Source organism: Novosphingobium guangzhouense (genome assembly GCF_002896965.1).
GTDB classification, from domain to species: Bacteria; Pseudomonadota; Alphaproteobacteria; order Sphingomonadales; family Sphingomonadaceae; genus Novosphingobium; species Novosphingobium guangzhouense.
The window spans coordinates 116,074-140,986 of sequence record NZ_LYMM01000040.1 but is presented as its reverse complement, the minus strand read 5'-3'; the positions used below and the strand labels follow the sequence as shown (position 1 = coordinate 140,986).

Genomic DNA, 24,913 nt, shown 5'->3' with positions numbered 1-24,913 from the left:
TTCACAACCTGACGGGCGGGATCAGCCCGCGGCGAGGTTGCGCAGCACGTACTGCAGGATGCCGCCGTTGTTGAAGTATTCGACTTCGTTGGCGGTATCGATGCGGCACAGCGCGGTGAAGGTGAAGGTAGTGCCGTCGGGACGGGTCACCTCAACCTCTACGTCCTGACGCGGCTTCAGGCTGGCGACACCCTTGATGGTGAAGCTGCAGTCGCCGTTCAGCGCCAGCGAGGTGCGGCTGTCGCCGTCCTTGAACTGGAGCGGCAGCACGCCCATGCCGACCAGGTTCGAACGGTGGATACGCTCGAAGCTTTCGACGATGACGGCGCGCACGCCCAGCAGGTTGGTGCCCTTGGCCGCCCAGTCACGCGAGGAGCCGGTGCCGTATTCCTTGCCCGCGATGACGACCATCGGCGTGCCGTTGGCCTTGTGCTTTTCAGCGACGTCGTAGACCGCGCCGACTTCTTCACCGAAGCGGCTCATGCCGCCTTCGATGCCGGGGACCATCTCGTTCTTGATGCGGATGTTGGCGAAGGTGCCGCGCATCATGACTTCGTGGTGGCCACGGCGCGAGCCGTAGGAGTTGAAGTCCGCCTTGGCGACCTGGTGCTCCATCAGCCACTGGCCGGCGGGGCTGTCTGCCTTGATGGAACCGGCCGGCGAGATGTGGTCGGTGGTGATCGAATCACCCAGGATCAGGAGCGGCTTGGCTTCGATGATGTCGGTCACCGGAGCCGGGGTCATCTCCATGCCCTCGAAGTAGGGCGGGTTGGCGACGTAGGTCGAACCGGCGCGCCACGAATAGGTTTCCGAACCGACGACGTTGATCGCCTGCCAGTGCTTGTCGCCCTTGTAGACGTCAGCGTAGCGGGCCTGGAACATCGGACGGTCCATGCACGAATTCATGGTGTCGTTGACTTCGAGGTTGGTCGGCCAGATGTCCTTGAGGAAGACGTCGTTACCGTCCTTGCTCACGCCGATCGGGGTGGTGGTGAAGTCTTCCACCACCGTGCCCTTGAGGGCGTAGGCGACGACCAGCGGCGGCGAGGCCAGGAAGTTCGCGCGCACGTCCGGCGAGACGCGGCCCTCGAAGTTGCGGTTGCCCGAGATGACGGCGCTGGCGACGAGGCCGTTCTCGTTGATCGCCTTCGAGATCGGTTCCGCAAGCGGGCCGGAGTTGCCGATGCAGGTGGTGCAGCCGTAACCGACGAGGTTGAAGCCGATGTTGTCGAGGTGCGACTGCAGGCCAGCCTTGTTCAGATAGTCGGTGACGACCTGCGAACCGGGGGCGAGCGAGGTCTTGACCCAGGGCTTGGGCTTCAGGCCCAGTTCGTCGGCCTTTTTGGCGACGAGGCCGGCGGCGACCAGCACGCTCGGGTTCGAGGTGTTGGTGCAGCTGGTGATGGCCGCGATCATGACGTCGCCGTCACCGATGTCGAAGTCCTTGCCTTCGACGGGGACGCGAGCCGGGGCCTTCTTGTAGGTGTTCGCCATGTCGGCGTTGAACACATCGTCGACCTCGGGAAGCGAAACCCAATCCTGCGGGCGCTTCGGACCGGCGAGCGAGGGCACGACGGTCGACATGTCGAGTTCGAGGGTGCTCGAGAAGATCGGCTCGACCGAGGGGTCGATCCAGAAGCCCTGCTCCTTGGCGTAGGCTTCGACGAGGGCGATCTGGTCTTCCTCGCGGCCCGTCAGGCGCAGGTAGTCGAGCGTCTTGTCGTCGATGCCGAAGAAGCCGCAGGTCGCGCCGTATTCCGGAGCCATGTTGGCCAGCGTCGCGCGGTCGGCCAGCGACAGCGAGGCAAGGCCGGGGCCGAAGTATTCGACGAAGCGGCCGACGACGCCGTGCTTGCGCAGCATCGAGGTGCAGGTGAGCACGAGGTCGGTGGCGGTGACGCCTTCCTGCAGTTCGCCGGTCAGCTTGAAGCCGACGACTTCGGGGATGAGCATCGAGACGGGCTGGCCGAGCATCGCGGCTTCAGCCTCGATGCCGCCAACGCCCCAGCCCAGCACGCCCAGGCCGTTGACCATGGTGGTGTGGCTGTCGGTGCCGACGCAGGTGTCGGGATAGGCGACCAGCTGGCCGTTCTGGTCTTCGCTCGACCACACGGCCTTCGCGATGTTTTCCAGATTGACCTGGTGGCAGATGCCGGTGCCCGGGGGAACTGCGTAGAAGTTGGCGAGCGACTTGGAACCCCACTTGAGGAAGTCGTAACGCTCCATGTTGCGCTGGTATTCGATCTCGACGTTCTCTTCGAACGCCTTGGGGTGACCGAATTCGTCGACCATGACCGAGTGGTCGATGACGAGGTTGACGGGGACCAGCGGGTTGATCTTGCTGGTGTCGCCGCCAAGCTTGGCGATCGCGTCACGCATTGCGGCAAGGTCGACCACGCAGGGAACGCCGGTGAAGTCCTGAAGCAGAACGCGCGCCGGGCGGTACTGGATTTCCTCGCCGGTGACGGGGTTCTTCTGCCAGTCGACGACAGCCTGAATGTGATCGGTGGCGACGGTGAAACCGCCGTCCTCGAAGCGCAGCAGGTTTTCGAGCAGGACCTTCATCGAGAAAGGCAGGCGGGAAATGTCGCCCAGCTTTTCGGAAGCCTTCTTGAGCGAGTAGTAGGCGACGTCCTTGCCGCCGACGGTCATGGTGCTGCGAGTGCCGAGCGAGTCCTGTCCGACCTGAGTCATCTGGGCTTTATCCCCTTCTGTGTAATGCCTCTCGCAGGCTGCCTCGCGGCGCTCCTTTACCGTGCTGCAGTGCGACAGGCGGATTCGTCGCGCCGCCGATGCGCGCTTGCAGGCCCGCCGTCAAGGGGGGGAGGGGCCAGACTTAGGTGTCGTTTTGTGTCGGACGCGTGCCGATATAGCAACCGACCACGATCAAGGCGGCGCCCGCGACGACCCCGATGCCAAGCGACTCGCCGAACACCAGCCAGCCCATCAGTGCGGCCCAGAGAAAGCCGGTGTACTCCACCGGCACCAGCACTTGTGCTTCCGCGCGGGCATAGCCCCAGGACAGGAACAGCAGCGCGATCGTGGCCAGCGCCGCGCCCAGCACCGTCCACGTCACGCTGACCGCATCGGGCGCGGTCCAGTAGAACGGCGCAAACAGGGCGAACAGCAGCGCGACGTTGAGGTTCTGGAACAGCGCGATCTCGACCGGCCCGGCCAGCAGCGCCTGCTTGCGCTGCATGACAAGGTTGAGCGCGTAGAACACCGCAGACAGCACGATGGCCAGCGTGCCCTTGATAGCTTCGACCCCGTATTCGCCGGCTCCGAAGCGGTCGGCACCGATCACCACCATGCCGACAAGGCCCAGCACGGCGGCCACGATCGCGCGGGGGCGGATCGTCTCGCCCAGCAGCAGCGCCGCGAAATAGAGCGCGATGATGGGGGCGAAGAACGATATCGCCATGCCTTCAGCCATCGGAATGCGGACAAGGCCGTAGAAGAACAGCGCCGCCATCACCGACGTCACGCAGGAACGCTGGAAATGGAACAGCGCCACGTTGCGGCTGGGTGTGGGTCGGCCCTTCGCCAGCCACAGCGGCACCGTCAGCAGCGTTCCGAACACGTTGCGCAGCAGCAGTGCGGTGCCGACCCCCAGCGTCAGCGAGGCTGCCTTCATCGTCGCATCCATCACGCTGAACGCCGCGATCCCGGCGACCACGGCAAGCACCGGCAGCAAGGTGGCAGCACGGCCGGAGGAGGAAGCAAGCGGGTGGGGCATCGTGGGCGCCTGTCGCCCGGCGCAAGGTTGTGCGCAAGCAATTCATGCTGGGCTCAGGTCGCATCCTTGAAGAAGGCCGTGTAAAAGGGCACATCATATGGCGTGCGGCGGCAACCTGAGGGGGCTTCCGTGCGTCATCCCCCCAAGGTTTCCAGTTCGGGCAGGTTTCAAGGCAATATGGCGAGTTTCAAGCGGTTCGGTTCCAGCGTCGTTTCGGCGCTGACGCTCATGGCGGTGGGCGTACAGCCGGTGCAGGCGCAGAAGATCAAGGCTGAGAAGCTGCCCGAAGATCTGCTTCCCCCATCCGTTTCGACGCCTGCGCCTTCCTCAACGCCGACCGCGGCGCCTTCTTCGGGGGCAAGAACGGGCGCGGCACGAACGGCAACCCAGGCTCCGGCAACCGCGCCCACTTCTGCGCCCGTGCCCGTGCAGGCGCCAGTGATCTCGGCTCCGGTCGTACAGGAAGTCACGCTGACCGAGCCGGTGATGCCGTGGTCGCTGGCCGATGCTCAGGCGCTGCTCAGCACCATTGGCTATATCGGCAAGGAAGGTCTGATCCCGGCGGATTACCAGCCTGCCGCGCTCAAGGCCGCGATTGCGAAGGGCGAGGGCGACCAGCTTGACGCCCTCGCCAGCCGCGTCTTCGCCTGGCTGATCGAGGATTTGCGCGATGGTCGCACGCCGATGCCCGACCGTGTGCAGTGGTTCGCGGTCGACCCCGATCAGGACGCGATGCCGACCGAGCAGATCATGGCACAGGCGCTTTCCGATCATGACGTGGCGGGCGTCGTCGCCAAGCTGGCGCCGACCAATCCTGATTACGCCGCGCTCAAGGATGCGCTGAACGCCACGCCGATGGCGCAGAAGGAACGCCGCGCGCTGATCCAGGCCAACATGGACCGCTGGCGCTGGCTCGCCCGCGATCTGGGCACCGTGTACCTGATGACCAACGTGCCCGAATTCCAGCTGCGTCTGGTGGTCAAGAACAAGATTCTGCGCACCTACAAGACCGTGGTGGGCAAGCCCGGCCGCACCGCCACGCCGCAGCTGGCCGAAACGGTCAGCGCGGTTGTCTTCAACCCGACCTGGACGGTTCCGCAGTCCATCGTCAAGGGCGAAGGGCTGGGCGCGAAGGTGCTCAACAACCCCAAGTGGGCGGCGAACAACGGCTACAAGGGCTACAAGAACGAGAACGGCACGATCACCGTCGTCCAGCAGCCGGGGCCGAACAACGCGCTGGGCCTGATGAAGATCGACATGCCCAACCCGCACGCGATCTATCTGCATGACACGCCCTCCAAGTCTTACTTCAACACCGACGTGCGCGCGTACAGCCATGGCTGCATCCGCACCGAACGTGCGGTGGAACTGGGCATGACGATGGCGATTCTGGGCGCAGGGATGACCAGCACTGACGCGGCCGAACTGTCGCGCGCGGGCGATTACAAGAAGGTCCAGATGACCCGGACCTTCCCGGTCTACCTCACCTATTTCACCTTCGCCCGTTCGATCGACGGAACGCTGCAGCCGTTCAACGATATCTACGGCCGCGATGCGCCGGTGCTGGCCAGCTTCAAGGCCGCGCGTCAGCTCAAGACCACCCAGCGCGCCAGCGACGAGGCGATCATCCAGCTGGACAACCCGCTGTAAGAGTCTCTCTGGAAATCCGCCGCAGGCGGATTTCACGGCACCGGTCCACGCCCCCACCCTGCCACCCAACCATGGTATCCTGCGGATGGCAGGGTGGAGGCTTGGGCCGGTGCCGCAAGAAGACGCCCAGATGGGCATTTCCCCGATGAACCCAACCGCCGCGGCGATCAGGAGGCGCGCTTGCTTGTCGGGCGCGTCGCCTTGCTTCTAAGCCTTGTCGGGCAAGGAGAGCCGCGATGACTGACCCGACCGCCGACCGTATCGATGCGGCGACCAACCGCATCGTCGATCTCGAAGCCGAACTCGAAGCTTCCGGCACCACCACGCGCGATGCAGAGGCATTGGAGCGGGTCCGCGCGGTGCTTCACGAATGGGTGGACACGGTTTCGGCCGTGGTGGCGACGCCGGGGGTCGGGCGCGTCGTGCTGATCCACGAAAACGGCGCTGAATCGCGCATCGCATCGCCGCAGCTGCCGTTCCTGCTGGCAGAGCCGGTGACTTTCGGCGGGGGGGAGGCCCCGGAATAACCCGGCCTCAGTGCTGCCGGATCACCTGCAGGAAAGCATCTCCGTAGGCTTCCAGCTTGCGCGTGCCGACGCCGCCGATGGAGCCCAGATCATCGAGCGAGGCAGGCCGCGCCGTCGCCATTTCGCGCAAGGTGGAATCGTGGAAGATGACGTAAGGCGGCACGCCTGCCTCCTTCGCCAGTTCGCGGCGCAGTTCGCGTAATGCTTCGAACAGCGGATCGCCCACCGGGTTGGCCGCTGTATCCCCGCCTCTGGAGGAACGGCGCTTGCGCTCCTGCTTGGGCGGCACGACGATGGCCACCGCCGCTTCCCCTTTGAGGATCGCGCGCGCGTCTCCGCCCAGCGCAAGGCCGCCGTGCTCGGTCGCGATCAGGCTGCCGCGCGCCTGCAGTGCCCGCGCCAGCGCCTTGAGCAGCGGCTTTTCATCGTCGGTCAGGATGCCGAAGACCGATAGCTGGTCATGCCCGCGCTGCAGCACGCGGTCGTCCGACTGGCCGGTCAGCACCTTTTCCAGATGGCCCAGCCCATAGGATTGCCCGGTGCGGTAGACGGCCGATAGCAGCTTGCGCGCCACATCCGTCACATCGATCACGCCCACCGGCTGCAGGCAATTGTCGCAGTTGCTGCAAGTCTGCGCGGGCGTTTCGCCGAAGTGGCGCAGCAGCACGGCGCGGCGGCATTCGGCGGTTTCGACCAGCCCGGCCAGTGAATCGAGGCGCTGGCGTTCGCTCTGCTGGCGGTGCGGCTCGATCTCGGCAAGGCGCTGGCGGGCGCGGGCGAAATCGTCCGCCCCCCAGAACATGACCGCCACCGACGGGTCGCCGTCACGCCCGGCACGGCCGGTTTCCTGATAATACGCCTCGATCGACTTGGGGATGCCCGCGTGGGCGACGAAGCGCACGTCGGGCTTGTCGATGCCCATGCCGAAGGCGACGGTGGCGACCATCACCATATCCTCGCTGGCGACGAAGGCGGCCTGATTGCGGGCGCGGATCTCCGGGTCGAGGCCGGCGTGGTACGGCAGCACGCGCCGCCCGGTTTCGCGCGCCAGCGTTTCGGCCAGCTGTTCCACGCGCGCGCGGGTGGGCGCGTAGACGATGCCGGGGCCGGGGTTTTCCTCCACCACGGCCTTCAACTGGCGCATCGCGTTTTCGCGCGGGCGGATGGTGTAGCGGATATTGGGCCGGTCGAACCCGGCAACGATCAGCCCTTCGTCGGGGATGCCGAGCTGGGCCAGGATATCGCTGCGGGTATGATGGTCCGCCGTTGCCGTCAGCGCCAGACGCGGAACCTGTGGGAAGGCGTCGAGCAGCGGGCGCAGCAGCCGGTAGTCGGGCCGGAAATCATGCCCCCACTCGGAAACGCAATGCGCTTCGTCGATGGCGAACAGGCCGACACGGGCCGTTTGCAGCAGTTCGCGGAAATGCGGCTGGCTGGCGCGTTCCGGCGCGATGTAGAGCAGGTCCAGCTGCCCGGCGCGGAAGGCGTCCATGGTGGCCCCGCGATCGGTATCGGCGCTGGTCAGCGTGGCGGCGCGGATGCCGTTGGCGCGGGCCGAGCGCAGCTGATCGTGCATCAGCGCGATCAGGGGAGAGACGACCACGCAAGTGCCCTGCAACAGCACGGCGGGCAGCTGGTACGTCAGCGACTTTCCCGCGCCGGTCGGCATCACCGCCAGCGTCGAGCGGCCGTTGATCACGCGGTCGACGACCTGATCCTGCACCCCGCGAAAGCCGGAAAAGCCGAATACGTCGTGGAGCGCCTTTGACACCGCATCGCCGGACGGCGGCGGAGCCGGGGTCCAGTCCACTTCCGGCGCGTGAATATCCAGCATCCCGGCGTCGGGTTCGCCGTAGAAGGTCGTCTCGAAAGGCCAGTCGTCGTCGTTCACGCCGCGCTTTATGGCAGAGGCGGTCCACGGGCGGAACCCGCCGCAAACATGGTTTCCTCCGCTTTCGCATCTTCTCCGTCGATGCCCGGAGCGCGCGTTTCAGCCGGAATTGGGGAGCGCGGTGATACCCCATGCTTCTGCCCGCCGCCGGATCACGGGGATCTGCAAGGCGCGGCACTCGGGATGGAAAGCTTATGGGTCTTTACGCACATGACGGGTTCGTCGGGCGCGGCGAAAGCCAGTGGCAGCGGATGAACGAACTGGAATACGCCGAGAAGGCGCAGGTTCTCAAAGCACTGGCCCGCGAACTGGGGCAGGAGACCGGCCCCGCGATCGACGAACTGGCGCGCCATGGGCTGGAGGCCGCGCTGGCGGTGCTGGCGCTGGCGACGGGCGCCGGTGTTGGCGAAGACTACAAGCGTTGCCGCGCGGCGGTGCGGGTGAGCTGAAGCTCGCGTTTCCGCGTCATCCCTGTCGATACCGGGATGACGCGGTTGGCGATCAGTCCAGATTGGGGCGCAGCCAGCGTTCGGCGGTGGCAAGGTCCACGCCGCGACGGCCTGCGTAGTCTTCCAGCTGGTCGCGGCCGATGCGCGCGACGCCGAAGTACTGGCTTTCGGGGTGGGCGAAGTAGAAGCCGGAAACCGCCGCCGTCGGCAGCATGGCCTGGCTTTCGGTCAGTACGATGCCCGCGTTGTGCTGCGCCTTCAGCAGATCGAACAGGATCGGCTTCAACGAATGGTCCGGGCAGGCCGGGTAGCCGGGGGCCGGGCGGATGCCGCGATATTCCTCGCGGATCAGGGCTTCGTTGGTGAGCTGTTCATCGGGCGCGTAGCCCCACAGGGTAGTGCGCACGTGGCTGTGCAGGCGCTCTGCAAAGGCTTCGGCGAAGCGGTCGGCGAGGGCCTTGAGCAGAATGTCCGAGTAGTCGTCGTGCGCGGCCTTGAAGCGTTCCAGATGCGGTTCGATGCCGTGGATGCCCACCGCGAACCCGCCGAGCCAGTCGTCCTGCGGCGCGACAAAGTCCGACAGGCAGAAGTTTGCGCGCCCGCGCGACTTCTTGAACTGCTGGCGCAGGAACGGCAGACGCGTTCCGTCTCCCAGAAGGATATCATCGCCCTCGGAATGCGCCGGCCAGAAGGCGCAGACGCCGCGTGCGGTCAGCCACTTTTCGTCGATGATTTTCGCCAGCATCGCCTGCGCATCGGCGAAGAGGCTGGTGGCGCTTTCACCGACCACGTCGTCGGTCAGGATTGCCGGGTACGTTCCCGCCAGTTCCCATGCACGGAAGAACGGTGTCCAGTCGAACGTCTCGACCAGATCCTTCAAGTCCCAGTCCTCGAACACATGCAGGCCCGGCTGTGCGGGCGCCGCGGGCTTGTGCGCGAAGTCCGAGGGGAAGGCGTTGGCGCGCGCATCGGCCAGCGGCAGCAGGTCGCTCTGCCCCTTGCCCGCGCGGGCTTCCCGGACCTTCTCGTAATCGATCGCGACCGAGGACTTGAAGCCTTCCGCCTGCGTGTCGGACAAAAGCTGCGATGCCACGCCCACCGCGCGGCTGGCGTCGAGCACGTGGACCACGGTGCCGGTATAGGCCGGATCGATGCGCAGCGCGGTGTGGACCTTGGAAGTGGTCGCGCCGCCGATGAGCAGCGGGATGTTCATTTCCGCGCGCTGCATTTCCTCGGCCACGGTCACCATCTCGTCGAGCGAGGGGGTGATGAGGCCCGAAAGACCGATGATATCGGCCTGATTTTCGTTCGCCGATTCGAGGATCTTCGACCACGGCACCATGACGCCAAGGTCGATCACTTCGTAGCCGTTGCACTGGAGCACGACGCCGACAATGTTCTTGCCGATATCGTGGACGTCGCCCTTGACGGTGGCCATGATGATGCGGCCCTTCGCCTTGGTCTTGGCGTCCTTTTCCGCTTCGATGAAGGGTATCAGGTGGGCGACGGCCTTCTTCATCACGCGCGCCGATTTCACGACTTGCGGCAGGAACATCTTGCCCGAACCGAACAGGTCGCCAACCACGTTCATTCCGCCCATCAGCGGGCCTTCGATGACTTCGATCGGACGCCCACCGGCAGCGGCGATGGCGGCGCGGGCTTCTTCGGTGTCTTCCACCACATAGGCGTCGATGCCGCGCACCAGCGCGTGTTCGATGCGCTTGACCACGTCCCAGCCGCGCCATTCCTCGGCGGCCTTTTCCTCGGCCTTGTTGACGCCCTTGTAGCTTTCGGCCAGTTCGATCAGGCGTTCGGTGGCGGTCTTGCCGTCCTCACCCACGCCGGGGCGGCGCATCATGATCACGTCTTCGCAGGCTTCGCGGAGGGCCGGGTCGATCTGGTCGTAAACGTCGAGCTGCCCGGCGTTGACGATCGCCATGTCGAGCCCTGCGGGAATCGCGTGGTACAGGAACACCGAATGCATCGCGCGGCGCACCGTCTCGTTACCGCGGAAGCTGAAAGAGAGATTGGAAAGGCCGCCCGAGAAGTGGACGTGCGGGCAGCGCGCCCTGATTTCCACAACCGCCTCGATGAAGTCCAGACCATAGCGGTCATGCTCCTCGATGCCGGTGGCGACGGCGAAGACGTTGGGGTCGAAGATGATATCCTCGGGCGGGAAGTCGATGCCGACGAGCAGCTTGTAGGCGCGCTCGCAGATCTCGATCTTGCGCTCCTTGGTGTCGGCCTGGCCCGTCTCATCGAAGGCCATGACGACCACGGCGGCGCCATAGGCCATGCACTTGCGTGCGTGATCGAGGAACTGTTCCTCGCCTTCCTTCATCGAGATCGAATTGACGATCGGCTTGCCCGAAACGCACTTCAGGCCCGCTTCGATCACCTCCCACTTGGAACTGTCGACCATCACCGGCACGCGCGCGATATCGGGCTCTGCGGCGATCAGCTTGAGGTAGGTGGTCATCGCCTCCACCGCGTCGAGCAGGCCCTCGTCCATGTTGACGTCGATGACCTGCGCGCCGTTCTCCACCTGCTGGCGGGCGACCTCGATGGCGGCCGGGTAATCGCCGGCCATGATCAACTTCTTGAACTTGGCCGAACCGGTGACGTTGGTGCGCTCACCGATGTTGACGAAACGGGAGCCGGAAGATGTGGCGGTCATGGGTATGGTTCTCGTCAAGTTCTAAAGCGCGCGCGCGAGCACGAAGTCGTTGTAGGTCTTGCCGCCGACATCGAACTGGCGGGTGCCGATCGTTTCGAAGCCGTGCTTGGCATAGAAGGAGAAGGCGCGGTGGTTATCGTCCTTCACGCCCAGCAGCAGCCGCGAACGGCCCGCAGACGCAGCGACGACCGCCTGCATCAGCGCGGGGGCAATGGTCGATCCCTGAAAACGCGACAGGATGTAGATGCGCTTCAGTTCGATGTCGCCGTCCCCGGCGTGTTCGATCTCGGGCTCGCACAGCAGGGCATAGGCCACCGGCGCGCCGCCGGGCTCGATCTCGGCCAGCCACGCCTTCGCGCCTTTGGCGAAATAGGCGTGGTACGTCTCGGCAGAATGCTGCCGCGCGCAGTGCGCGACGAGGCCCGCGCCGTCGATCACCCCGGCAAAGCTTTCAAGGAAGGTCGCCGCGCCCACAAGAGCCAGCGCGTCGGCATCGTCAGGACCCGCGGGGCGCAGACGCCAGATCGGCAGCGAATCCATCACGCCACCGCAGAGGAAAGCATGGTGAAAGGCTCAAGGCCCGCAAGCCGCGTTACCGGCTCCAGTTCGGGCAGATGGCGCGGCTCCATGCCCGCAACCTTGCCGGCGATCGCCTTGATATGTGCAGGGGTGGAACCGCAGCAGCCACCCAGCACGTTGACCTGCCCCGCCACGGCCCATTCGCCGACAAAGCCCGCCGTCGTTTCCGGCATCTCGTCATAGGCGCCCAGCTCGTTGGGAAGCCCTGCGTTGGGATAGATCATGATCAGGGTGTCAGCGATCTCCGACAGCGTCTTCACGTGCGGGCGCAGCTGGGTGGCACCGAACGAACAGTTGAGGCCGATGGTGACCGGCTTTGCATGGCGCACGGCATGCCAGAACGCCTCGACCGTGTGGCCGGACAGGTTGCGGCCCGAGAGGTCGGTCAGCGTCATCGACAGCATGATCGGCACTTCGCGGCCGAGTTCCGCCTCAAGCTGGCGCACGGCCATGACGCCCGCCTTGGCATTCAGGGTATCGAACACCGTCTCGATCAGGATAAAGTCCGCGCCGCCTTCGACAAGGGCTGCGGCCTGTTCCTTGTAGACGTCGACCAGCGTGTCCCAGTCGATCTCGCGATAGCCCGGATCGTTGACGTCGGGGCTGAGCGAGAGCGTCTTGTTCGTCGGCCCGATCGCGCCCGCCACGAAGCGGGGGCGCCCATCCTTTGCCTGATATTCATCGGCCAGCTTGCGCGCCAGCTTTGCCGATTCGACGTTGATCTCGCGCACCAGATGCTCCGCACCGTAGTCGGCCTGGCTGATGCGGTTGGCGGAGAAGGTGTTTGTCTCGGCAATGTCCGCACCCGCTTCGAAGTAGGCACGGTGGATCGCCTCGGGCACTTCGGGCTTGGTCAGCGCCAGGATATCGTTGTTGCCCTTCTGCTCATGCGAAAGGCCAAGCGTACCGGCATAGTCGGCTTCCGACAGCTTCCAGTTCTGGATCTCGGTGCCGAATGCGCCGTCCGTGATCAGGATGCGCTTGGCCGCTTCGGCAAGGAAAGTTTCACGCACGGTCATGCGACAAGCTCCTTGGCAGGGCGCAGGCCGAGAAGCTGGCAGATCGCGTAAGCCTGCTCGGCGCGGTTGAGGGTATAGAAATGGAAATCGCGCACGCCGCCTTCGTACAGGCGCTTGCACAAGTCCGCTGCAGCAACAGCAGCGACGAGGGCGCGCGGGCCGGGGCGGTCGTCGAGCCCGTCGAACATCGTTTCCAGCCAGCCGGGGATTTCGGTGTTGCCGCTCATCCGGCGAATCGCGGTGAAGCTGGTGACGGGCATGATGCCCGGCAGGATCGGCGCGGTGATGCCCGCGGCCAGCACCTTGTCCATGAAGCGGAAATAGGCGTCGGTCGAAAAGAAGAACTGCGTGATCGCGCGGGTCGCGCCCGCATCGATCTTGCGCTTGAGGTTATCCAGGTCGACTTGCGCGCTGACGGCCTCGGGGTGGACTTCGGGATAGGCGGCGACCGAAATCTCGAAGTCGTGGCGCTTCTTCAGCCCCACGACGAGTTCGGCGGCGCTGGCGTAACCTTCGGGGTGGGGCACGAAGCGGCCACCGTCGGACGGCGGCGGATCGCCGCGCAGGGCAACGATGTGACGCACGCCCGCTTCCCAGTACTGGTCGACCACTTCGTCGATTTCCGCCTTGCTCGCCGCTACACAGGTAAGGTGCGCGGCGGGAACCAGCGAAGTTTCCTTCACGATGCGCGATACCGTGGCATGGGTACGCTCACGCGTGGAGCCGCCCGCGCCATACGTTACCGAAACGAACGCGGGATCGAGCGGGGCCAGCTGGGTGATCGCGTCCCACAGCTGCTCCTCCATCTTCTCCGACTTGGGCGGGAAGAATTCGAAGGAAACGGAAATGTCGCCGGGCAGCCCTGCGAAAAGGGGCGATTCTGCGGCGCGATGGGAAGCGGTCATCAAACGGTCTCTCGATATACGGCGGGGGCGGTTACACCATCGCGCCGCGCAGTCCAGATTTTAACGGTAAGCGGATCACCCGGAAGTGCGACGGGCGCCGCCGGAGTGAGGCCCGCAGAGGCCAGATGGGCGAGCATCTGCTCGTCCGAAAAGCCGAGGCGGGCGTGGGCATGGCGTTCGCGCAGTTCCTCGCGCTCGTGCGCGGCAAGGTCGACCACGGCGATGCGGCCGCCGGGGCGAAGCACGCGGGCAGCCTCGCCCAGCACCACGGACGGGTCTTGCGCATAGTGCAGCACCTGATGGAACAGCACGGTGTCGAACATGTCCTGCGCGAAGGGCAGGGCGGTGAAATCGCCCTGCACCAGATCGACCTTGTCCGCAGGCAGGTCCTGCAGGCGGGCGCGGGCGATGCGCAGCATTTCGGGGCTCTTGTCCAGCGCGGTCACGCGCCCCGCGCGCGTGGAAAGTAGCTGCGCCATGCGGCCGGTGCCGGTGCCCACGTCAAGCAGGCCGCCGATCGCTTCGCCGTCCAGCGCGGAAAGAAGCGCGGCTTCGACCGGCTCGTCGGCGCCATGAAGGCGACGCAGCGTGTCCCATTCTGCGGCGTGGCGGGCGAAGTAGGCCTCGGCGCTGGCTTCGCGACCGGCGCGGATGGCGGCAAGGTGGCGGCGATCCTCGTCGCAGCGGGCGGCGAACAGGGTGTCATCACGCTCGGCGAGGGACAGCAGCGTCGCGGCGGCGGTGCCCAGCGAAGAGGCGCCCGTTTCGCTGACGGCGATTCTCAGGAACACCCAGCTGCCTTCCTTGCGCCGTTCGGCAAGGCCGGCATCGCACAGGATCTTGATATGCCGGGAAACGCGCGGCTGGCTTTGCCCGAGCACTTGCGCAAGCTCTCCTACGGCAAGTTCCATATGCGCCAGCAGGCGCATGATGCGCAGGCGCGTCGGCTCCGAAAGAGCGCGCAGAAGAGGGTCGATCCGCATGCCGGATCATATAAAGATATCTTTATATGTGCGCAACCCCTAGGGAATCCGCGGATTTCCGCCCATCGCATTCCTATTTGCGTTGCACCATTGTCTCGTCTAAAGAATGCCACTGCAGGCTTGCCTGCAAGCGTTGGCCTATGCGCCAAACAATGCAAGGGGATTCGCATGAAGAAGATTGCTTTCGCCGCGTTCGCGTCGGTTGCCGCACTGTCGCTCGCTGCTTGCGGTGGTGAGCCCGCCGCTGAAGCTACCACGGATTCGGTTGAAACCGCTCCGGAAGAGCTGATGACCGGTGACGCCACCGACGTTCCGACCGAGGCTGCGTCCGAGGCGATGTAATCGGCTCGGGGGCCTGGCCGCCTTCGGGTTGCCAGCCCCCGCCGCTTTCCGTTTGCCGGTTCACGCCGGTTATACGGAAAGTCCGTTTCACGACGGACAGAAGCCCTCTCCCACGGGAGGGTTTTTTGTTTCTGTAACGCGTATTTATACGTATGCAGAACGGCAAGACCCGCCCATCTCGTATGGGCGGGTTTTTGTTTGCACTGCCTTCGGGAGCGGGGCATCAACCGGGCCATGCCCGATACGCTGAAGATCACGCTCGCGCAGCTCAACCAGTCGGTCGGGGATATTCCCGGCAACGCCGCCGGTATTCTGGCAGCGCGTGCGGCGGCCGGACGCAGCGACCTTCTCGTCTTTCCCGAACTCCACCTGATCGGCTACCCGCCCGAGGATCTGATCCTCAAGCCTGCGCTGATCGAGCGCGCGGCGGCGCAGCTCCAGCAGCTTGCCGAGGCGACCGCGCAGGATGGCACCGCGATGCTGGTCGGGTCGGCCTTCGTTCTTGATGGTGCGCTGCACAACGGGGTTGCCCTGCTCGATCAGGGCAAAGTGGCTGCAGTGCGCCTGAAGCACGAACTTCCCAACTATGGTACTTTCGACGAGATGCGCCTGTTCCAGCCCGGCCCACTGCCGGAACCGGTGATCCTGCGCGGCACGATGATCGGCGTTCCCGTGGGCGAGGATATCTGGCGCTACGAAGTCTGCCGCCATCTGGCCGATTTCGGTGCGGAAATCCTCATTTCCATCAACGGAAGCCCTTACGAGATCAACAAGGAGGCCCTGCGCATAGAGGGCGTGGCGAAGAGGCGCGCGGTGGATACCGGACTGCCGCTGGCCTACCTCAACCGCGTTGGCGGACAGGACGAACTGGTGTTCGACGGGGCGAGCTTCGCGGTGAACGGCGACGGAGCGCTGGCGGTGCAATTGCGTGACTGGGAAGAGCAGATCGTGGAGACCCGCTGGACCAAGACCGTCAAGGGCTGGCGCTGCGATCGCGGCGGCATGGAGCCGCTGGCCGACCATCCGCAGGACATCTATAGCGCCATGGTGCTGGCGCTGCGCGACTATGTGCGGCGCAACGGATTTCCCGGCGTGGTCCTTGGTCTTTCGGGGGGCATCGATTCGGCCACTTGCGCGGCGATCGCCGTAGATGCGCTGGGGGCGGAGCGGGTCTGGGGCGTCATGATGCCTTCGCGCTTCACCAGCGGGCAGAGCCTTGACGATGCGGCGGCCTGTGCGCGGATGCTGGGTATCCGTTATACCGAAATGCCGATCGGCGCGGCGGTGGACGGCTTCGACGCCATGCTGGGCGAGGCGTTCGAGGGAACGGCGCGCGATCTTGCGGAAGAAAACCTGCAGTCGCGCGTGCGCGGCGCGGCGCTGATGGCGCTTTCCAACAAGTTCGGCCCGATGCTGCTGGCCACCGCGAACAAGAGCGAACTGAGCGTCGGCTATGCGACGATCTATGGCGACATGGCGGGCGGCTTCAATCCGCTGAAGGATGCCTACAAGAGCACGGTCTATGCGCTGGCCCGCTGGCGCAACGGCCATGTCCCGCGCATCGGGCTTGGCCCGTCAGGCCCGGTCATTCCCGAAGCGGTGCTGATGCGCGACCCCAGCGCCGAACTGCACGATGGCCAGCGCGACAGCGACAGCCTGCCCCCTTACGACGTGCTCGACCCGATCCTTGTCGGCCTTGTCGAGCATGACAAGAGCGTGGAGCAGTTGGCCAACGAAGGCTTCGATCTTGCAACCGTGCGCCATGTCGAATGCCTGCTGCACCGCGCCGAATACAAGCGCCGCCAGGCCCCGCCCGGCGTCAAGCTGACCGCCCGCAATTTCGGGCGTGACCGGCGCTACCCGGTCACGCACGCCTTCAGGAGCGGCTGAGATGGCATGCCCGGCGTCAGTACTCGACGCTGAGTGTCACCACCGCGCTGCGAGGGGCGCCGTAGAACGCCTGACCCCACTTGAGGCTGTTGAGGTACTTGGCGCCGGTCACGTTGCGCACGTTGACGCTGGCGCGGACGTGATCGACCACCCGCATGCCTGCCATCAGGTCAAGGATCGCATAGCCTTTCTGGCGCAGGGTGACGTCGCCGTCGACGATGCCGTAGCTGGCAACATCGCTCAGCACTGCGGTCGTCGCGTTTTGCACGCGCAGCTGCGCTCCCAGCTTGAGGTCGTTGAGTTCGGGCACCGCATAAGTCGTCGCCAGCTTGAGCGAGCGGGTGGGGATCCATGTGCGGGTATCCTCGCCATCGGCGTTCTCGATATCGAGGTACGTGAAACCGCCCGAGAGGGTCCAGCTATCGGTCACCTGCCCTGAAAGCTCAAGTTCGAAGCCGGTGGAGGTGGTGTCCTGTGGGTCGTAGTAGCTGCCGCCCGCCTTGCCGGCGCATAGCGTATCCTCGACACCGACAGCGCAGCCGTTCTCGTCGAAGTAGCCCGCGTATTCGGCAAGCCCCTTCTGCTTGGCCTTGAACACCGCGGCGGTGGCGTAGAGCCTGCCGCCGAACCACGTGCTCTTGATGCCGCCTTCCAGGCTGGTGCCCTTGGCAGGATCGAGCCGCACGCCATCGATGCCGACTTCGACCTGCGGGTTATAGATGTCGGTATAGCTGGCATAGAACGACACATTGGGCGTCAGGTCGTAGATCGCGCCGACATAGGGGCTGACCTTGCTGTCCCGGCGGCCCTGATCGGCGCCGTAGGAAAAGCCGGTCGACTTGATCCACATCGCGCTGGCCCCGACGACCGCCTTGAGCTGGTCGGTCAGGTTCAGGTGCGCCGCGCCGTACACGCGGGTCAGGCGGTCGCTATAGTCGGCGGCAAGATAGCTGCCGGGGTAGCTGGGTTCGGGAATGGCCGTTTCGCCCCATTCCGAAGGACCGGGATAGACCACGGTGTCTTCCGAGAAATTCTCGTATTCCTTGGCGTCCGACTTCGAGACGGAGACGCCGAATGCCAGCTTGTGTTCGCGGCCCAGCAGCTGGAACGGGCCGGAAACGTAGACGTCACCAAGGTACTGCTTGTAGTCGGACGGGTAGATCCCGGCCATGCCGTAGACGCCTTCGCCGGTATCGCGATCGGGGTAGCCGTAGGCATAGAGCAGCTTGGCGTTCTCCTGGAACCGGCGATAGGTGGCGATGCCGGTGGCCGACCAGCCGCCGCCGAAATCGTAGACGAGTTCGCCGAACAGGCTCTGGTCCTTGGTGTTCCAGTACGTCCAGTCCGCAGAAGTGGTGGCCGAACGCTTGAGGTCGATGCGGGTGCCGTCGGTGTAGACCAGCGGGATTGCGCCCCACAGCACGCCGTCCGCATCGTTCTCCTGCCGGGTGTAGCCGATCGTGGCGCGCAGCGAAGGCGTTGCCTGCCAGCGCAGGATGGCGCCGTAGACGTCGCGGTTGACGTGGTTGTAGGAAAGGTAGCCGTCGCGGTCCTCGTGCGCATAGATCGCGCGCACGGCCAGCGTGTCGGTTAGCGGCACGTTGGCATCGCCTTCCACGCGCCAGTAATCGCGGGTGCCCAGCTGCGCCGAGCCGGTGAACTTGAGTTCGTCGGTCGGCCGCTTGCGCACGTAATTGACGGTGGCGGACGGGTTGCCGATGCCGGTCATGATCGCGTTGGCGCCGCGCACGATCTCCACGTTCTGGAACAGCGCGGTGTCGAGATCGCCGAACTGGATGCCCCAGGCCAGCGGCAGTCCGATCCCGTCGACCTGGAAGTTCGATACGTCGAACCCGCGCGATGAGAAGTAGGTGCGGTCAGTCTCCACCCGTTCGACGTTCACGCCTACGGCCTGTTCCAGCAGGTCGTTGACGTTGGTGATCGCGAAGTCCTCGATGCGCTTGCGGTCGATGATCGTGACCGACTGCGGGGTGTCCTTGACGGGCAGCGCCAGCGCGGTGGCGGAACTGGATTGCTCAAGCCCGGCTGTGACGATGATCGTATCGGCATCCGGCGCGGCGGCTGCCTCATCGGCATGGGCCGTGCCGCAGAGCGCGGGGGCGAACAGGAGCGTGCTGGCGAGCAGGGAATGCCGGGCGGACTGGCGCATTGAGACCCTCATTATTATTGCTGAACTGTTGCGCCGCCTAAGTCGTGCGCAAATGCGAGTCAATCGCAATAATGTAGCGTCAATGTTGCAGCCGGGTGTCCGGAGCAGATACGAAAAGGGCGACCGGATCGCTCCGGCCGCCCATTCCTTTGCAGGTTCAGATGCTTAGAGCGCCTGTTCCTCGGTATTGAGGTTTTGGCCAGCCTTTGCCTTCGGAGCCGGGGCTGCAGCCGGTGCCTTGGCAGCAGGCGTCAGATCGGCGGGCACTTCCAGATAAGGAAGGTGCAGCGCCTGGCTGGTCATGCGGCGAATCTCGTTGGTCAGCGCGGGGCTGTCGTTGATCTTGCGGCCGACCGAGGGAACCATGGTACGGATCTTGTCCGCCCAGATGCCCTTGGTCTGCTGCGGGAAGGCCTTGTCCAGCACCTTGAGCATGATGCCCGGCGAGGTCGATGCCCCCGGCGACGCGCCGAGCAGGGCGGCGATCGTGCCGTCCTTGTCGGACACGATCTCGGTGCCGAACTGCAGGACTGCGCCCTTCTTGGGATCACGCTTGATGATCTGGACGCGCTGGCCGGCGGTGATCAGCTTCCAGTCGCTGCGCTTGGCCTGCGGGAAATACTTCACCAGCTGCGCCTGCCGGTCTGCGTCGGTCAGCGAAGCCTGCTGGGCAAGGTACTTCACGAGGTCGAGGTTCTCGATACCCACCTTGGTCATCGGGATGACGTTGGTGTCGTAGACCGAATTGAACAGGTCGGTCCACGAACCGTTCTTGAGGAACTTGGTGCTCTGCAGCGCGAAGGGGCCGAACAGCGTCACCGCCTTGCCGTCAAGCTTGCGCGCGTCAAGGTGCGGCACCGACATTGGCGGCGCGCCGGTTTCGGCCAGGCCATAGACCTTGACGTGGTGCTTGTCGGCGACGGCCGGGGTCTGGAAGGCCAGGAACTGGCCACCGACCGGGAAGCCAGCATAGTTCTTCGCCTCGGGGATGCCCGAAAGCTGCAGCAGCTTGAGGGATGCGCCGCCCGCGCCGATGAAGACGAAGCGGGTCTTGATCGTGCGGTCCTTGTTCGCCTTCAGGTCGTGGACGGTGACGTTCCAGGTCTTGTCGGCGTTCTGGTGAAGCCCGCGCACTTCGGTAGACAGGCCAAGGTGGAAGTTGGCGTTGCGCTGCAGCGACTTGGTCAGGCTGCGGGTGATCACGCCGAAGTTCACGTCGGTGCCTAGAGGCATGTACGTGGCGGCGACTTTCTGCGCGGGATCGCGGCCCTGCATCACCAGCGGCGCCCACTTGGCGATCTGCGCGTGGTCGGTGGTGTACTGCATGCCGTAGAACATCGGGTTCTTCACAAGCGCGTCGCGGCGATTCTTGAGGTAGGCGATGTTGTCATCACCCCACACGAAGCTCATGTGCGGCGTCGGGTTGATGAACTCCGAAGGCTGGGGAAGACGGCCCATCGAAACTTCATGAGCCCAGAACTGGCGCGAGATTTCAAAGCTCTCGACGATGTCGACGGCTTTTTCGGTTTCGATCCGGCCGTTCTTTTCGGGCGTATAGTTCATTTCGGCATAGCCGGAGTGGCCGGTGCCGGCATTGTTCCAGCCGTTGGAGCTTTCCTCCGCCACGTTATCCATGCGTTCGTAGAGGTGGACGTTCCAGTTCGGCTCCAGCTCCTGCAGGTACGTGGCCAGCGTCACGCTCATGATGCCGCCGCCGATGAGGACGACGTCGACCGGCTTTTCATTCTCGGCCTCGGGAGAGCCGCCCCAGCTGACCGGGCGGAACAGGAAGGCGAGGCCGGCGACGGCCAGCACCAGAACGGCGATGCCGATGATCTTCAGCGTCTTCTTCATGACGACGCCTCGCTTGCGACAGCGAAGGGGTAGCTTGGATGCATGGGGTTTCGCTTCTCGTATTCTTGAATTGTGTCCGGGAGAAACCGGCCGGTCGCCGGGCCCGCGCGGGCGGGACTATCTTCGTGGAGACGAGGCGCGTCAAATTGTCCCAATCCGATTATTTGTTATTTTAAAACAATAACTTGATTATCGTAAATCGTGACTGATGTGCCGATTTATGCGCACCGCAATTTCGATATGTGCCGAAAATTGCACATATATGCGGCCGGACATGGGCTCTTGCGGGTTTCCCTTCGGCGCAAACCTGCCCATAGGGCGGCCATGTCTTCTCGCTCTTCGCACTCCGCCCTGCCGCCGCTTTCCGCCTGGACCTCTGCCTTCATCGCTGCGCTTGTCGGGTTCGGGGGGACGGTGGCGCTTGTCGTGCAGGCGATGCGCGGGCTGGGCGCAGACGCGTCGCAGGTCGGCTCGGCGGTGACGGCGCTGTGCCTGGGCATTGCCCTTGGCGGAGCCTTGCTGTCGCTGCGCATGCGCATCCCGGTGGTGCTGGCCTGGTCGACGCCCGGCGCGGCGCTGCTGGTGGCAAGCGCGGGCGCGGTGCCGTGGCCGGTCGCGGTCGGCGCCTTCCTTGCCGCCGCTGCGATGATGTGCATCCTTGCAGTCGTTCCCGCGCTGGAGCGGGCGGCGCGGCGGATCCCGGCCTCGGTTGCCTCGGCGATGTTGGCGGGGGTGCTGTTGCCGTTCTGCCTGCAACTGTTCCGTACGCTGGAAAGCGATGCGCTGCTGGTCTGCGTGTTGCTGGCGGTCTTCGTCATCGCCCGCCAGCGCCTGCCGCTCTATGCACTGCTGATGGTACTGGCGGCGGGCATCGCGGTGCTTCTCATGCGTGGCGACCTTGCGCCGCATCACGGCGGAGCGCTGCTGGGCGGTCTCCAGCCGGTGGCGCCCGCGTTCGACTGGCGCGCGGTGACCAGCATCGGCGTGCCGCTGTTTCTGGTGACGCTGGTGTCGCAGAACCTGCCCGGCCTCGTCGTGCTGCGCTCGGCCGGGTATGCGCCCGCGCCGCGCCCGCTGCTGCTGGGCACCGGCCTTGCCACACTGGTGCTGGCGCCTTTCGGAGCGCACGGGGTAAACCTTGCCGCGATCACGGCGGCGATCTGCACGGGGTCGGATGCGCATCCCGATGCCGCAGGCCGGTGGAGCGTGGGCATGATCTATGCGGGCTTCTACCTGCTGCTGGCGCTGTTCTCGACCCCGCTGGTGCTGTTCTTCCTGGCGATGCCAGCCTCAGCCATTGCCGCGCTGACCGGGATTGCGCTGATAGCCCCGCTTTCGGGCGCGGTGGAGCAGATGCTGGTCGAGAAGACCGAGCGTGATGCGGCGATCCTGACGTTCGCGGCTACGGCTTCCGGCGTGTCGCTGCTGGGGGTGGGCTCTGCGTTCTGGGGCCTGCTGGCGGGCTTTGCTGCGTTGGCGGCGAAGTGGGCGTTTGCCTCGCGCGGTTGACGGCCGGGTTTGACCAGAGGCGCGCCGCCCCGTAATCGCGGGCGCCATGACCGTCACCCGCTTTGCTCCTTCGCCCACCGGGCACCTTCATGTCGGCAATATCCGCACGGCGCTGCACAACTTCTTGCTGGCAAAGCAGGCCGGTGGCCGCTTCGTCCTGCGCATCGACGATACCGACCCGGCGCGCTCCAAAGAGGAATACGTCGAGGCGATCCACGCCGACCTGGCGTGGCTGGGGCTGCACCCCGAGGGTGAGGAGCGCCAGTCCGCCCGCTTTGCGATCTACGAGCAAGCGTTTGCGAAGCTGGAGGCCGCAGGCCGTGTCTACCCTTGCTGGGAAAGCCCGCAGGAACTGGATTTGCGCCGCAAGGTACTGCTGGGACGCGGACTTCCGCCGATCTACGACCGCGCCGCGCTGAAGCTGACGGCCGAGGAAAAGGCCGCGAAGATCGCCACCGGTGACCTGCCGCACTGGCGCTTCCTGCTCGATCACGCAGAGCCGATCGGCTGGGAAGACGGTGTGCGCGGGGCGCAGAAGTTCGATGCTGCGCAGATGAGCGACCCGGTGGTGCGCCGCGCCGATGGTTCGTGGCTCTACATGCTGCCTTCGGTGATCGACGATATCGCCATGGGTGTGACCAGTATCCTGCGCGGGGAAGACCACGTTTCCAACACGGCGGCGCAAGTGCAGATGTTCACCGCGCTGGGCGCTCCGGTGCCCGCTTTCGCGCATGAAGCGCTGCTGGTGGGGACGGAGGGCAAGCTGTCCAAGCGGCTTGGTTCGCTGGGTGCAGCGCATTTCCGCGAGGCGGGAATCGAGCCGCAGGCGCTGGTGGCGCTGCTTGGGCGGCTGGGCACCAGCGACCCGGTGGACCCGGCGCTGGGGCTGCAAGAACTGGCGCAAGCCTTTGATCTTTCGCACTTCGGCCGTGCGCCCGCGCGGTTCGACGAGGCGGAGCTGGAGCGCGTCAACGCGGCCGTCGTTCACGCGCTGGGCTTCGATGCGGTTGCGGCGCGTCTGCCTGCGGGCATGGACGCGGCGGCGTGGGAGGCGATTCGCCCGAACCTTGCAAAAGTGGCCGAGGCGGCCGACTGGTGGGCGGTGGTGACCGGCCCGGTGGCGGCTGCCGATCTGTCCGAGGAAGACCGCGCCTACTGTGCACAGGCCGCAGAAGTGCTTGCCGGGCTAGAGTGGGGCGAGGGGATCTGGAAGGCGCTGACAAGCGCGCTCAAGGATGCCACGCAGCGCAAGGGAAAGGCGCTTTTTCTGCCTCTGCGACAGGCACTTACGGGCATGGAGCATGGGCCTGACATGGGGGCGCTGCTGCCGCTGATCGGGCGCGATGCGGCGCTGGAGCGGCTGCGGGCGGTTGTGTAACGGCGCAGCAGGGCTTCTACATGCTGATTCTGTTGAAGCCCTGCTGCAAGCGCAAGATAAATTCCGTTTACACCGCCCGCGCTTGCCGCTAGTGGCGCTGGCATGTTCGTAAAGCCGATCATTATTACCACCCCGAAACCGACCGCGTCCGCGCGGTGGGCGTCGGCGTGCATGTACTGAACGGCACACAACGACACTCACCCCGCACCAAACGGCACGCGGGGCTCTCTTCAGGAAGACAACAGACCCTCGCGCTGCTCCACTAATGAAGTAGGAGACGCATAGGTCATGGCAGCCAAGTTCACCGGCAAGTTTGCCCCCGGTCAGAAGCTCAACGTCGGCGTCGTCGGCGCGACCGGACTCGTCGGTTCGATGATCCGCGAAATCCTTGCCGAGCGTAATTTCCCCGTCGCCCAGCTTCGCCTGTTCGCCTCGGCCCGTTCGGCGGGCAATGAGATCGACGGCGTTGTGGTCGAAGATGCGGCGACCGCCGATTTCGCCGGGCTGGACGTGGTGCTGTTCTCGGCCGGTGGCTCCACCGCGAAGGAACTGGCGCCCAAGGCCGCTGCGGCCGGCGCGATCGTGATCGACAATTCCTCGGCGTTCCGTTCGGACCCGGAAGTGCCGCTGGTCGTTGCCGAAGTTAACCCGCATGCGCTGGCGAACCTGCCCAAGGGTATCGTCGCCAACCCCAATTGCACCACCATGGCCGCAATGCCGGTGCTGCGTCCGCTGCATGACGAGGCGGGGCTCAAGCGCCTGATCGTGTCGACCTATCAGGCGGTGTCGGGTGGTGGCCTTGAAGGCATCGAGGTGCTGGCCAGCCAGATCGAACACGTCGGCGACCGTACCCGCGAACTGGCGGCCGGCGACACTGCGCCGCTGCTGCCCGAAGCGAAGAAGTGGGCCGTGCCGATGGCGCACAACGTCGTGCCGCTGAACTACGTCTACGCCGAGGACGGCTACACCGAGGAAGAGATCAAGCTGCGCGATGAAAGCCGCAAGATCCTGGAAATCCCCGGCCTGCCGGTTTCGGGTACGTGCGTGCGCGTCCCGGTGTTCACCGGCCACTCGCTGTCGATCAACGCGGAGTTCGAGCGTCCTCTCAGCGTCGAGCGCGCACTGGAACTGCTGGGCGCGGCGCCCGGCGTGGTGGTGACCGAAGTGCCCAACCCGCTGGAAGCCACGGGCAAGGACCCGGTCTTCGTGGGCCGCGTGCGCAAGGATCCGGGCGTGGAGAACGGTCTGGCGCTGTTCCTGTCGAACGACAACCTGCGCAAGGGCGCGGCGCTCAACGCGGTGCAGATCGCCGAAGCGCTGATCGGCTGATATGAAAAAAGGCGCGCGTCCCGAT

At 65.2% G+C, this 24,913-nt stretch carries 18 protein-coding genes; 8 read left to right on the top strand and 10 right to left on the bottom strand.

Features of this window, described 5'->3' with window-relative positions; genetic code table 11:
- Window positions 1–21: 21 nt before the first annotated feature.
- Both acnA and A8V01_RS15020 read right to left on the bottom strand, forming a co-directional pair.
- A complete protein-coding gene (acnA, locus tag A8V01_RS15025) occupies window positions 22–2,694 on the bottom strand; it encodes an aconitate hydratase AcnA (RefSeq protein ID WP_103096646.1) in 2,673 nt (890 codons plus the stop codon).
- Between the two features lie 142 nt (window positions 2,695–2,836).
- Window positions 2,837–3,736, bottom strand: coding sequence for a DMT family transporter (locus A8V01_RS15020; protein WP_103096645.1), 900 nt, complete (start codon window positions 3,734–3,736; stop codon window positions 2,837–2,839).
- A gap of 177 nt (window positions 3,737–3,913) precedes the next feature.
- Between A8V01_RS15020 and A8V01_RS15015 the strand changes: the two genes are divergently transcribed.
- Window positions 3,914–5,386, top strand: coding sequence for a L,D-transpeptidase family protein (locus A8V01_RS15015; protein WP_103096644.1), 1,473 nt, complete (start codon window positions 3,914–3,916; stop codon window positions 5,384–5,386).
- A gap of 236 nt (window positions 5,387–5,622) precedes the next feature.
- Window positions 5,623–5,913 carry a hypothetical protein gene (locus tag A8V01_RS15010; protein WP_103096643.1) on the top strand — a complete coding sequence of 97 codons (291 nt, stop codon included), beginning with the start codon at window positions 5,623–5,625 and terminating at the stop codon, window positions 5,911–5,913.
- A 7-nt stretch (window positions 5,914–5,920) separates the two neighbouring features.
- On the opposite strand, the gene recQ is transcribed toward A8V01_RS15010, so the two are convergent.
- The gene (gene recQ, locus A8V01_RS15005; protein WP_211295023.1) at window positions 5,921–7,804 is read right to left on the bottom strand and encodes a DNA helicase RecQ; all 1,884 of its coding nucleotides are present in this window, start codon (window positions 7,802–7,804) and stop codon (window positions 5,921–5,923) included.
- 194 nt (window positions 7,805–7,998) lie between these two features.
- On the opposite strand from recQ, the gene A8V01_RS15000 reads away from it, so the two are divergent.
- The gene (locus tag A8V01_RS15000) at window positions 7,999–8,253 is read left to right on the top strand and encodes a hypothetical protein (RefSeq protein WP_103096642.1); all 255 of its coding nucleotides are present in this window, start codon (window positions 7,999–8,001) and stop codon (window positions 8,251–8,253) included.
- Between the two features lie 52 nt (window positions 8,254–8,305).
- Here A8V01_RS15000 and metH read toward each other — a convergent pair whose 3' ends face one another.
- The 5 genes from metH to A8V01_RS14975 are packed head-to-tail and all read right to left on the bottom strand — an operon-like array spanning window position 8,306 to window position 14,416.
- Complete coding sequence (gene metH / locus A8V01_RS14995) at window positions 8,306–10,930, bottom strand: methionine synthase (protein ID WP_103096641.1); 2,625 nt, start codon at window positions 10,928–10,930, stop codon at window positions 8,306–8,308.
- A gap of 21 nt (window positions 10,931–10,951) precedes the next feature.
- The gene (locus A8V01_RS14990) at window positions 10,952–11,470 is read right to left on the bottom strand and encodes a GNAT family N-acetyltransferase (RefSeq protein ID WP_103096640.1); all 519 of its coding nucleotides are present in this window, start codon (window positions 11,468–11,470) and stop codon (window positions 10,952–10,954) included.
- Window positions 11,470–12,528 carry a homocysteine S-methyltransferase family protein gene (locus A8V01_RS14985; RefSeq protein WP_103096639.1) on the bottom strand — a complete coding sequence of 353 codons (1,059 nt, stop codon included), beginning with the start codon at window positions 12,526–12,528 and terminating at the stop codon, window positions 11,470–11,472. The genes A8V01_RS14990 and A8V01_RS14985 overlap by 1 nt, the downstream gene beginning before the upstream one ends.
- Window positions 12,525–13,433 carry a methylenetetrahydrofolate reductase [NAD(P)H] gene (metF, locus tag A8V01_RS14980; protein WP_103096638.1) on the bottom strand — a complete coding sequence of 303 codons (909 nt, stop codon included), beginning with the start codon at window positions 13,431–13,433 and terminating at the stop codon, window positions 12,525–12,527. The genes A8V01_RS14985 and metF overlap by 4 nt, the downstream gene beginning before the upstream one ends.
- Entirely contained in the window at window positions 13,433–14,416 is a 984-nt protein-coding gene (locus A8V01_RS14975) for an ArsR/SmtB family transcription factor (RefSeq protein WP_103096637.1), read from the bottom strand. The genes metF and A8V01_RS14975 overlap by 1 nt, the downstream gene beginning before the upstream one ends.
- A gap of 168 nt (window positions 14,417–14,584) precedes the next feature.
- On the opposite strand from A8V01_RS14975, the gene A8V01_RS28640 reads away from it, so the two are divergent.
- Together A8V01_RS28640 and A8V01_RS14970 are read left to right on the top strand one after the other, a co-directional pair.
- Window positions 14,585–14,758 (top strand): hypothetical protein, encoded by a 174-nt coding sequence (locus tag A8V01_RS28640; protein WP_170065941.1) that lies wholly within the window; start codon window positions 14,585–14,587, stop codon window positions 14,756–14,758.
- Between the two features lie 234 nt (window positions 14,759–14,992).
- Window positions 14,993–16,648 (top strand): NAD+ synthase, encoded by a 1,656-nt coding sequence (locus tag A8V01_RS14970; protein ID WP_103096636.1) that lies wholly within the window; start codon window positions 14,993–14,995, stop codon window positions 16,646–16,648.
- 16 nt (window positions 16,649–16,664) lie between these two features.
- On the opposite strand, the gene A8V01_RS14965 is transcribed toward A8V01_RS14970, so the two are convergent.
- Together A8V01_RS14965 and mqo are read right to left on the bottom strand one after the other, a co-directional pair.
- Window positions 16,665–18,818 carry a TonB-dependent siderophore receptor gene (locus A8V01_RS14965; RefSeq protein WP_103096635.1) on the bottom strand — a complete coding sequence of 718 codons (2,154 nt, stop codon included), beginning with the start codon at window positions 18,816–18,818 and terminating at the stop codon, window positions 16,665–16,667.
- Between the two features lie 165 nt (window positions 18,819–18,983).
- Window positions 18,984–20,672 carry a malate dehydrogenase (quinone) gene (mqo, locus tag A8V01_RS14960; RefSeq protein WP_103096634.1) on the bottom strand — a complete coding sequence of 563 codons (1,689 nt, stop codon included), beginning with the start codon at window positions 20,670–20,672 and terminating at the stop codon, window positions 18,984–18,986.
- Window positions 20,673–20,996: 324 nt separating this feature from the next.
- Here mqo and A8V01_RS14955 point away from each other — a divergent pair, with 324 nt between their 5' ends.
- The 3 genes from A8V01_RS14955 (at window position 20,997) to A8V01_RS14945 (ending at window position 24,888) form a co-directional block, all read left to right on the top strand.
- Window positions 20,997–22,181, top strand: a complete 1,185-nt coding sequence (locus A8V01_RS14955; protein ID WP_103096633.1) for a benzoate/H(+) symporter BenE family transporter — start codon at window positions 20,997–20,999, stop codon at window positions 22,179–22,181.
- Between the two features lie 46 nt (window positions 22,182–22,227).
- Window positions 22,228–23,559, top strand: a complete 1,332-nt coding sequence (gene gltX / locus A8V01_RS14950) for a glutamate--tRNA ligase (protein WP_103096632.1) — start codon at window positions 22,228–22,230, stop codon at window positions 23,557–23,559.
- 288 nt (window positions 23,560–23,847) lie between these two features.
- A complete protein-coding gene (locus A8V01_RS14945; RefSeq protein ID WP_103096631.1) occupies window positions 23,848–24,888 on the top strand; it encodes an aspartate-semialdehyde dehydrogenase in 1,041 nt (346 codons plus the stop codon).
- Window positions 24,889–24,913: the final 25 nt, after the last annotated feature.

Bases quoted from the DNA above. Each gene is read 5' to 3' on its own strand.
- acnA (WP_103096646.1), bottom strand. From the start codon at position 2,694: ATGACTCAGGTCGGACAGGACTCGCTCGGCACTCGCAGCACCATGACC.
- A8V01_RS15020 (WP_103096645.1), bottom strand. From the start codon at position 3,736: ATGCCCCACCCGCTTGCTTCCTCCTCCGGCCGTGCTGCCACCTTGCTG.
- A8V01_RS15015 (WP_103096644.1), top strand. From the start codon at position 3,914: ATGGCGAGTTTCAAGCGGTTCGGTTCCAGCGTCGTTTCGGCGCTGACG.
- A8V01_RS15010 (WP_103096643.1), top strand. From the start codon at position 5,623: ATGACTGACCCGACCGCCGACCGTATCGATGCGGCGACCAACCGCATC.
- A8V01_RS15000 (WP_103096642.1), top strand. From the start codon at position 7,999: ATGGGTCTTTACGCACATGACGGGTTCGTCGGGCGCGGCGAAAGCCAG.
- metH (WP_103096641.1), bottom strand. From the start codon at position 10,930: ATGACCGCCACATCTTCCGGCTCCCGTTTCGTCAACATCGGTGAGCGC.
- A8V01_RS14990 (WP_103096640.1), bottom strand. From the start codon at position 11,470: ATGGATTCGCTGCCGATCTGGCGTCTGCGCCCCGCGGGTCCTGACGAT.
- A8V01_RS14985 (WP_103096639.1), bottom strand. From the start codon at position 12,528: ATGACCGTGCGTGAAACTTTCCTTGCCGAAGCGGCCAAGCGCATCCTG.
- metF (WP_103096638.1), bottom strand. From the start codon at position 13,433: ATGACCGCTTCCCATCGCGCCGCAGAATCGCCCCTTTTCGCAGGGCTG.
- A8V01_RS14975 (WP_103096637.1), bottom strand. From the start codon at position 14,416: ATGCGGATCGACCCTCTTCTGCGCGCTCTTTCGGAGCCGACGCGCCTG.
- A8V01_RS28640 (WP_170065941.1), top strand. From the start codon at position 14,585: ATGAAGAAGATTGCTTTCGCCGCGTTCGCGTCGGTTGCCGCACTGTCG.
- A8V01_RS14970 (WP_103096636.1), top strand. From the start codon at position 14,993: ATGCCCGATACGCTGAAGATCACGCTCGCGCAGCTCAACCAGTCGGTC.
- A8V01_RS14965 (WP_103096635.1), bottom strand. From the start codon at position 18,818: ATGCGCCAGTCCGCCCGGCATTCCCTGCTCGCCAGCACGCTCCTGTTC.
- mqo (WP_103096634.1), bottom strand. From the start codon at position 20,672: ATGAAGAAGACGCTGAAGATCATCGGCATCGCCGTTCTGGTGCTGGCC.
- A8V01_RS14955 (WP_103096633.1), top strand. From the start codon at position 20,997: ATGTCTTCTCGCTCTTCGCACTCCGCCCTGCCGCCGCTTTCCGCCTGG.
- gltX (WP_103096632.1), top strand. From the start codon at position 22,228: ATGACCGTCACCCGCTTTGCTCCTTCGCCCACCGGGCACCTTCATGTC.
- A8V01_RS14945 (WP_103096631.1), top strand. From the start codon at position 23,848: ATGGCAGCCAAGTTCACCGGCAAGTTTGCCCCCGGTCAGAAGCTCAAC.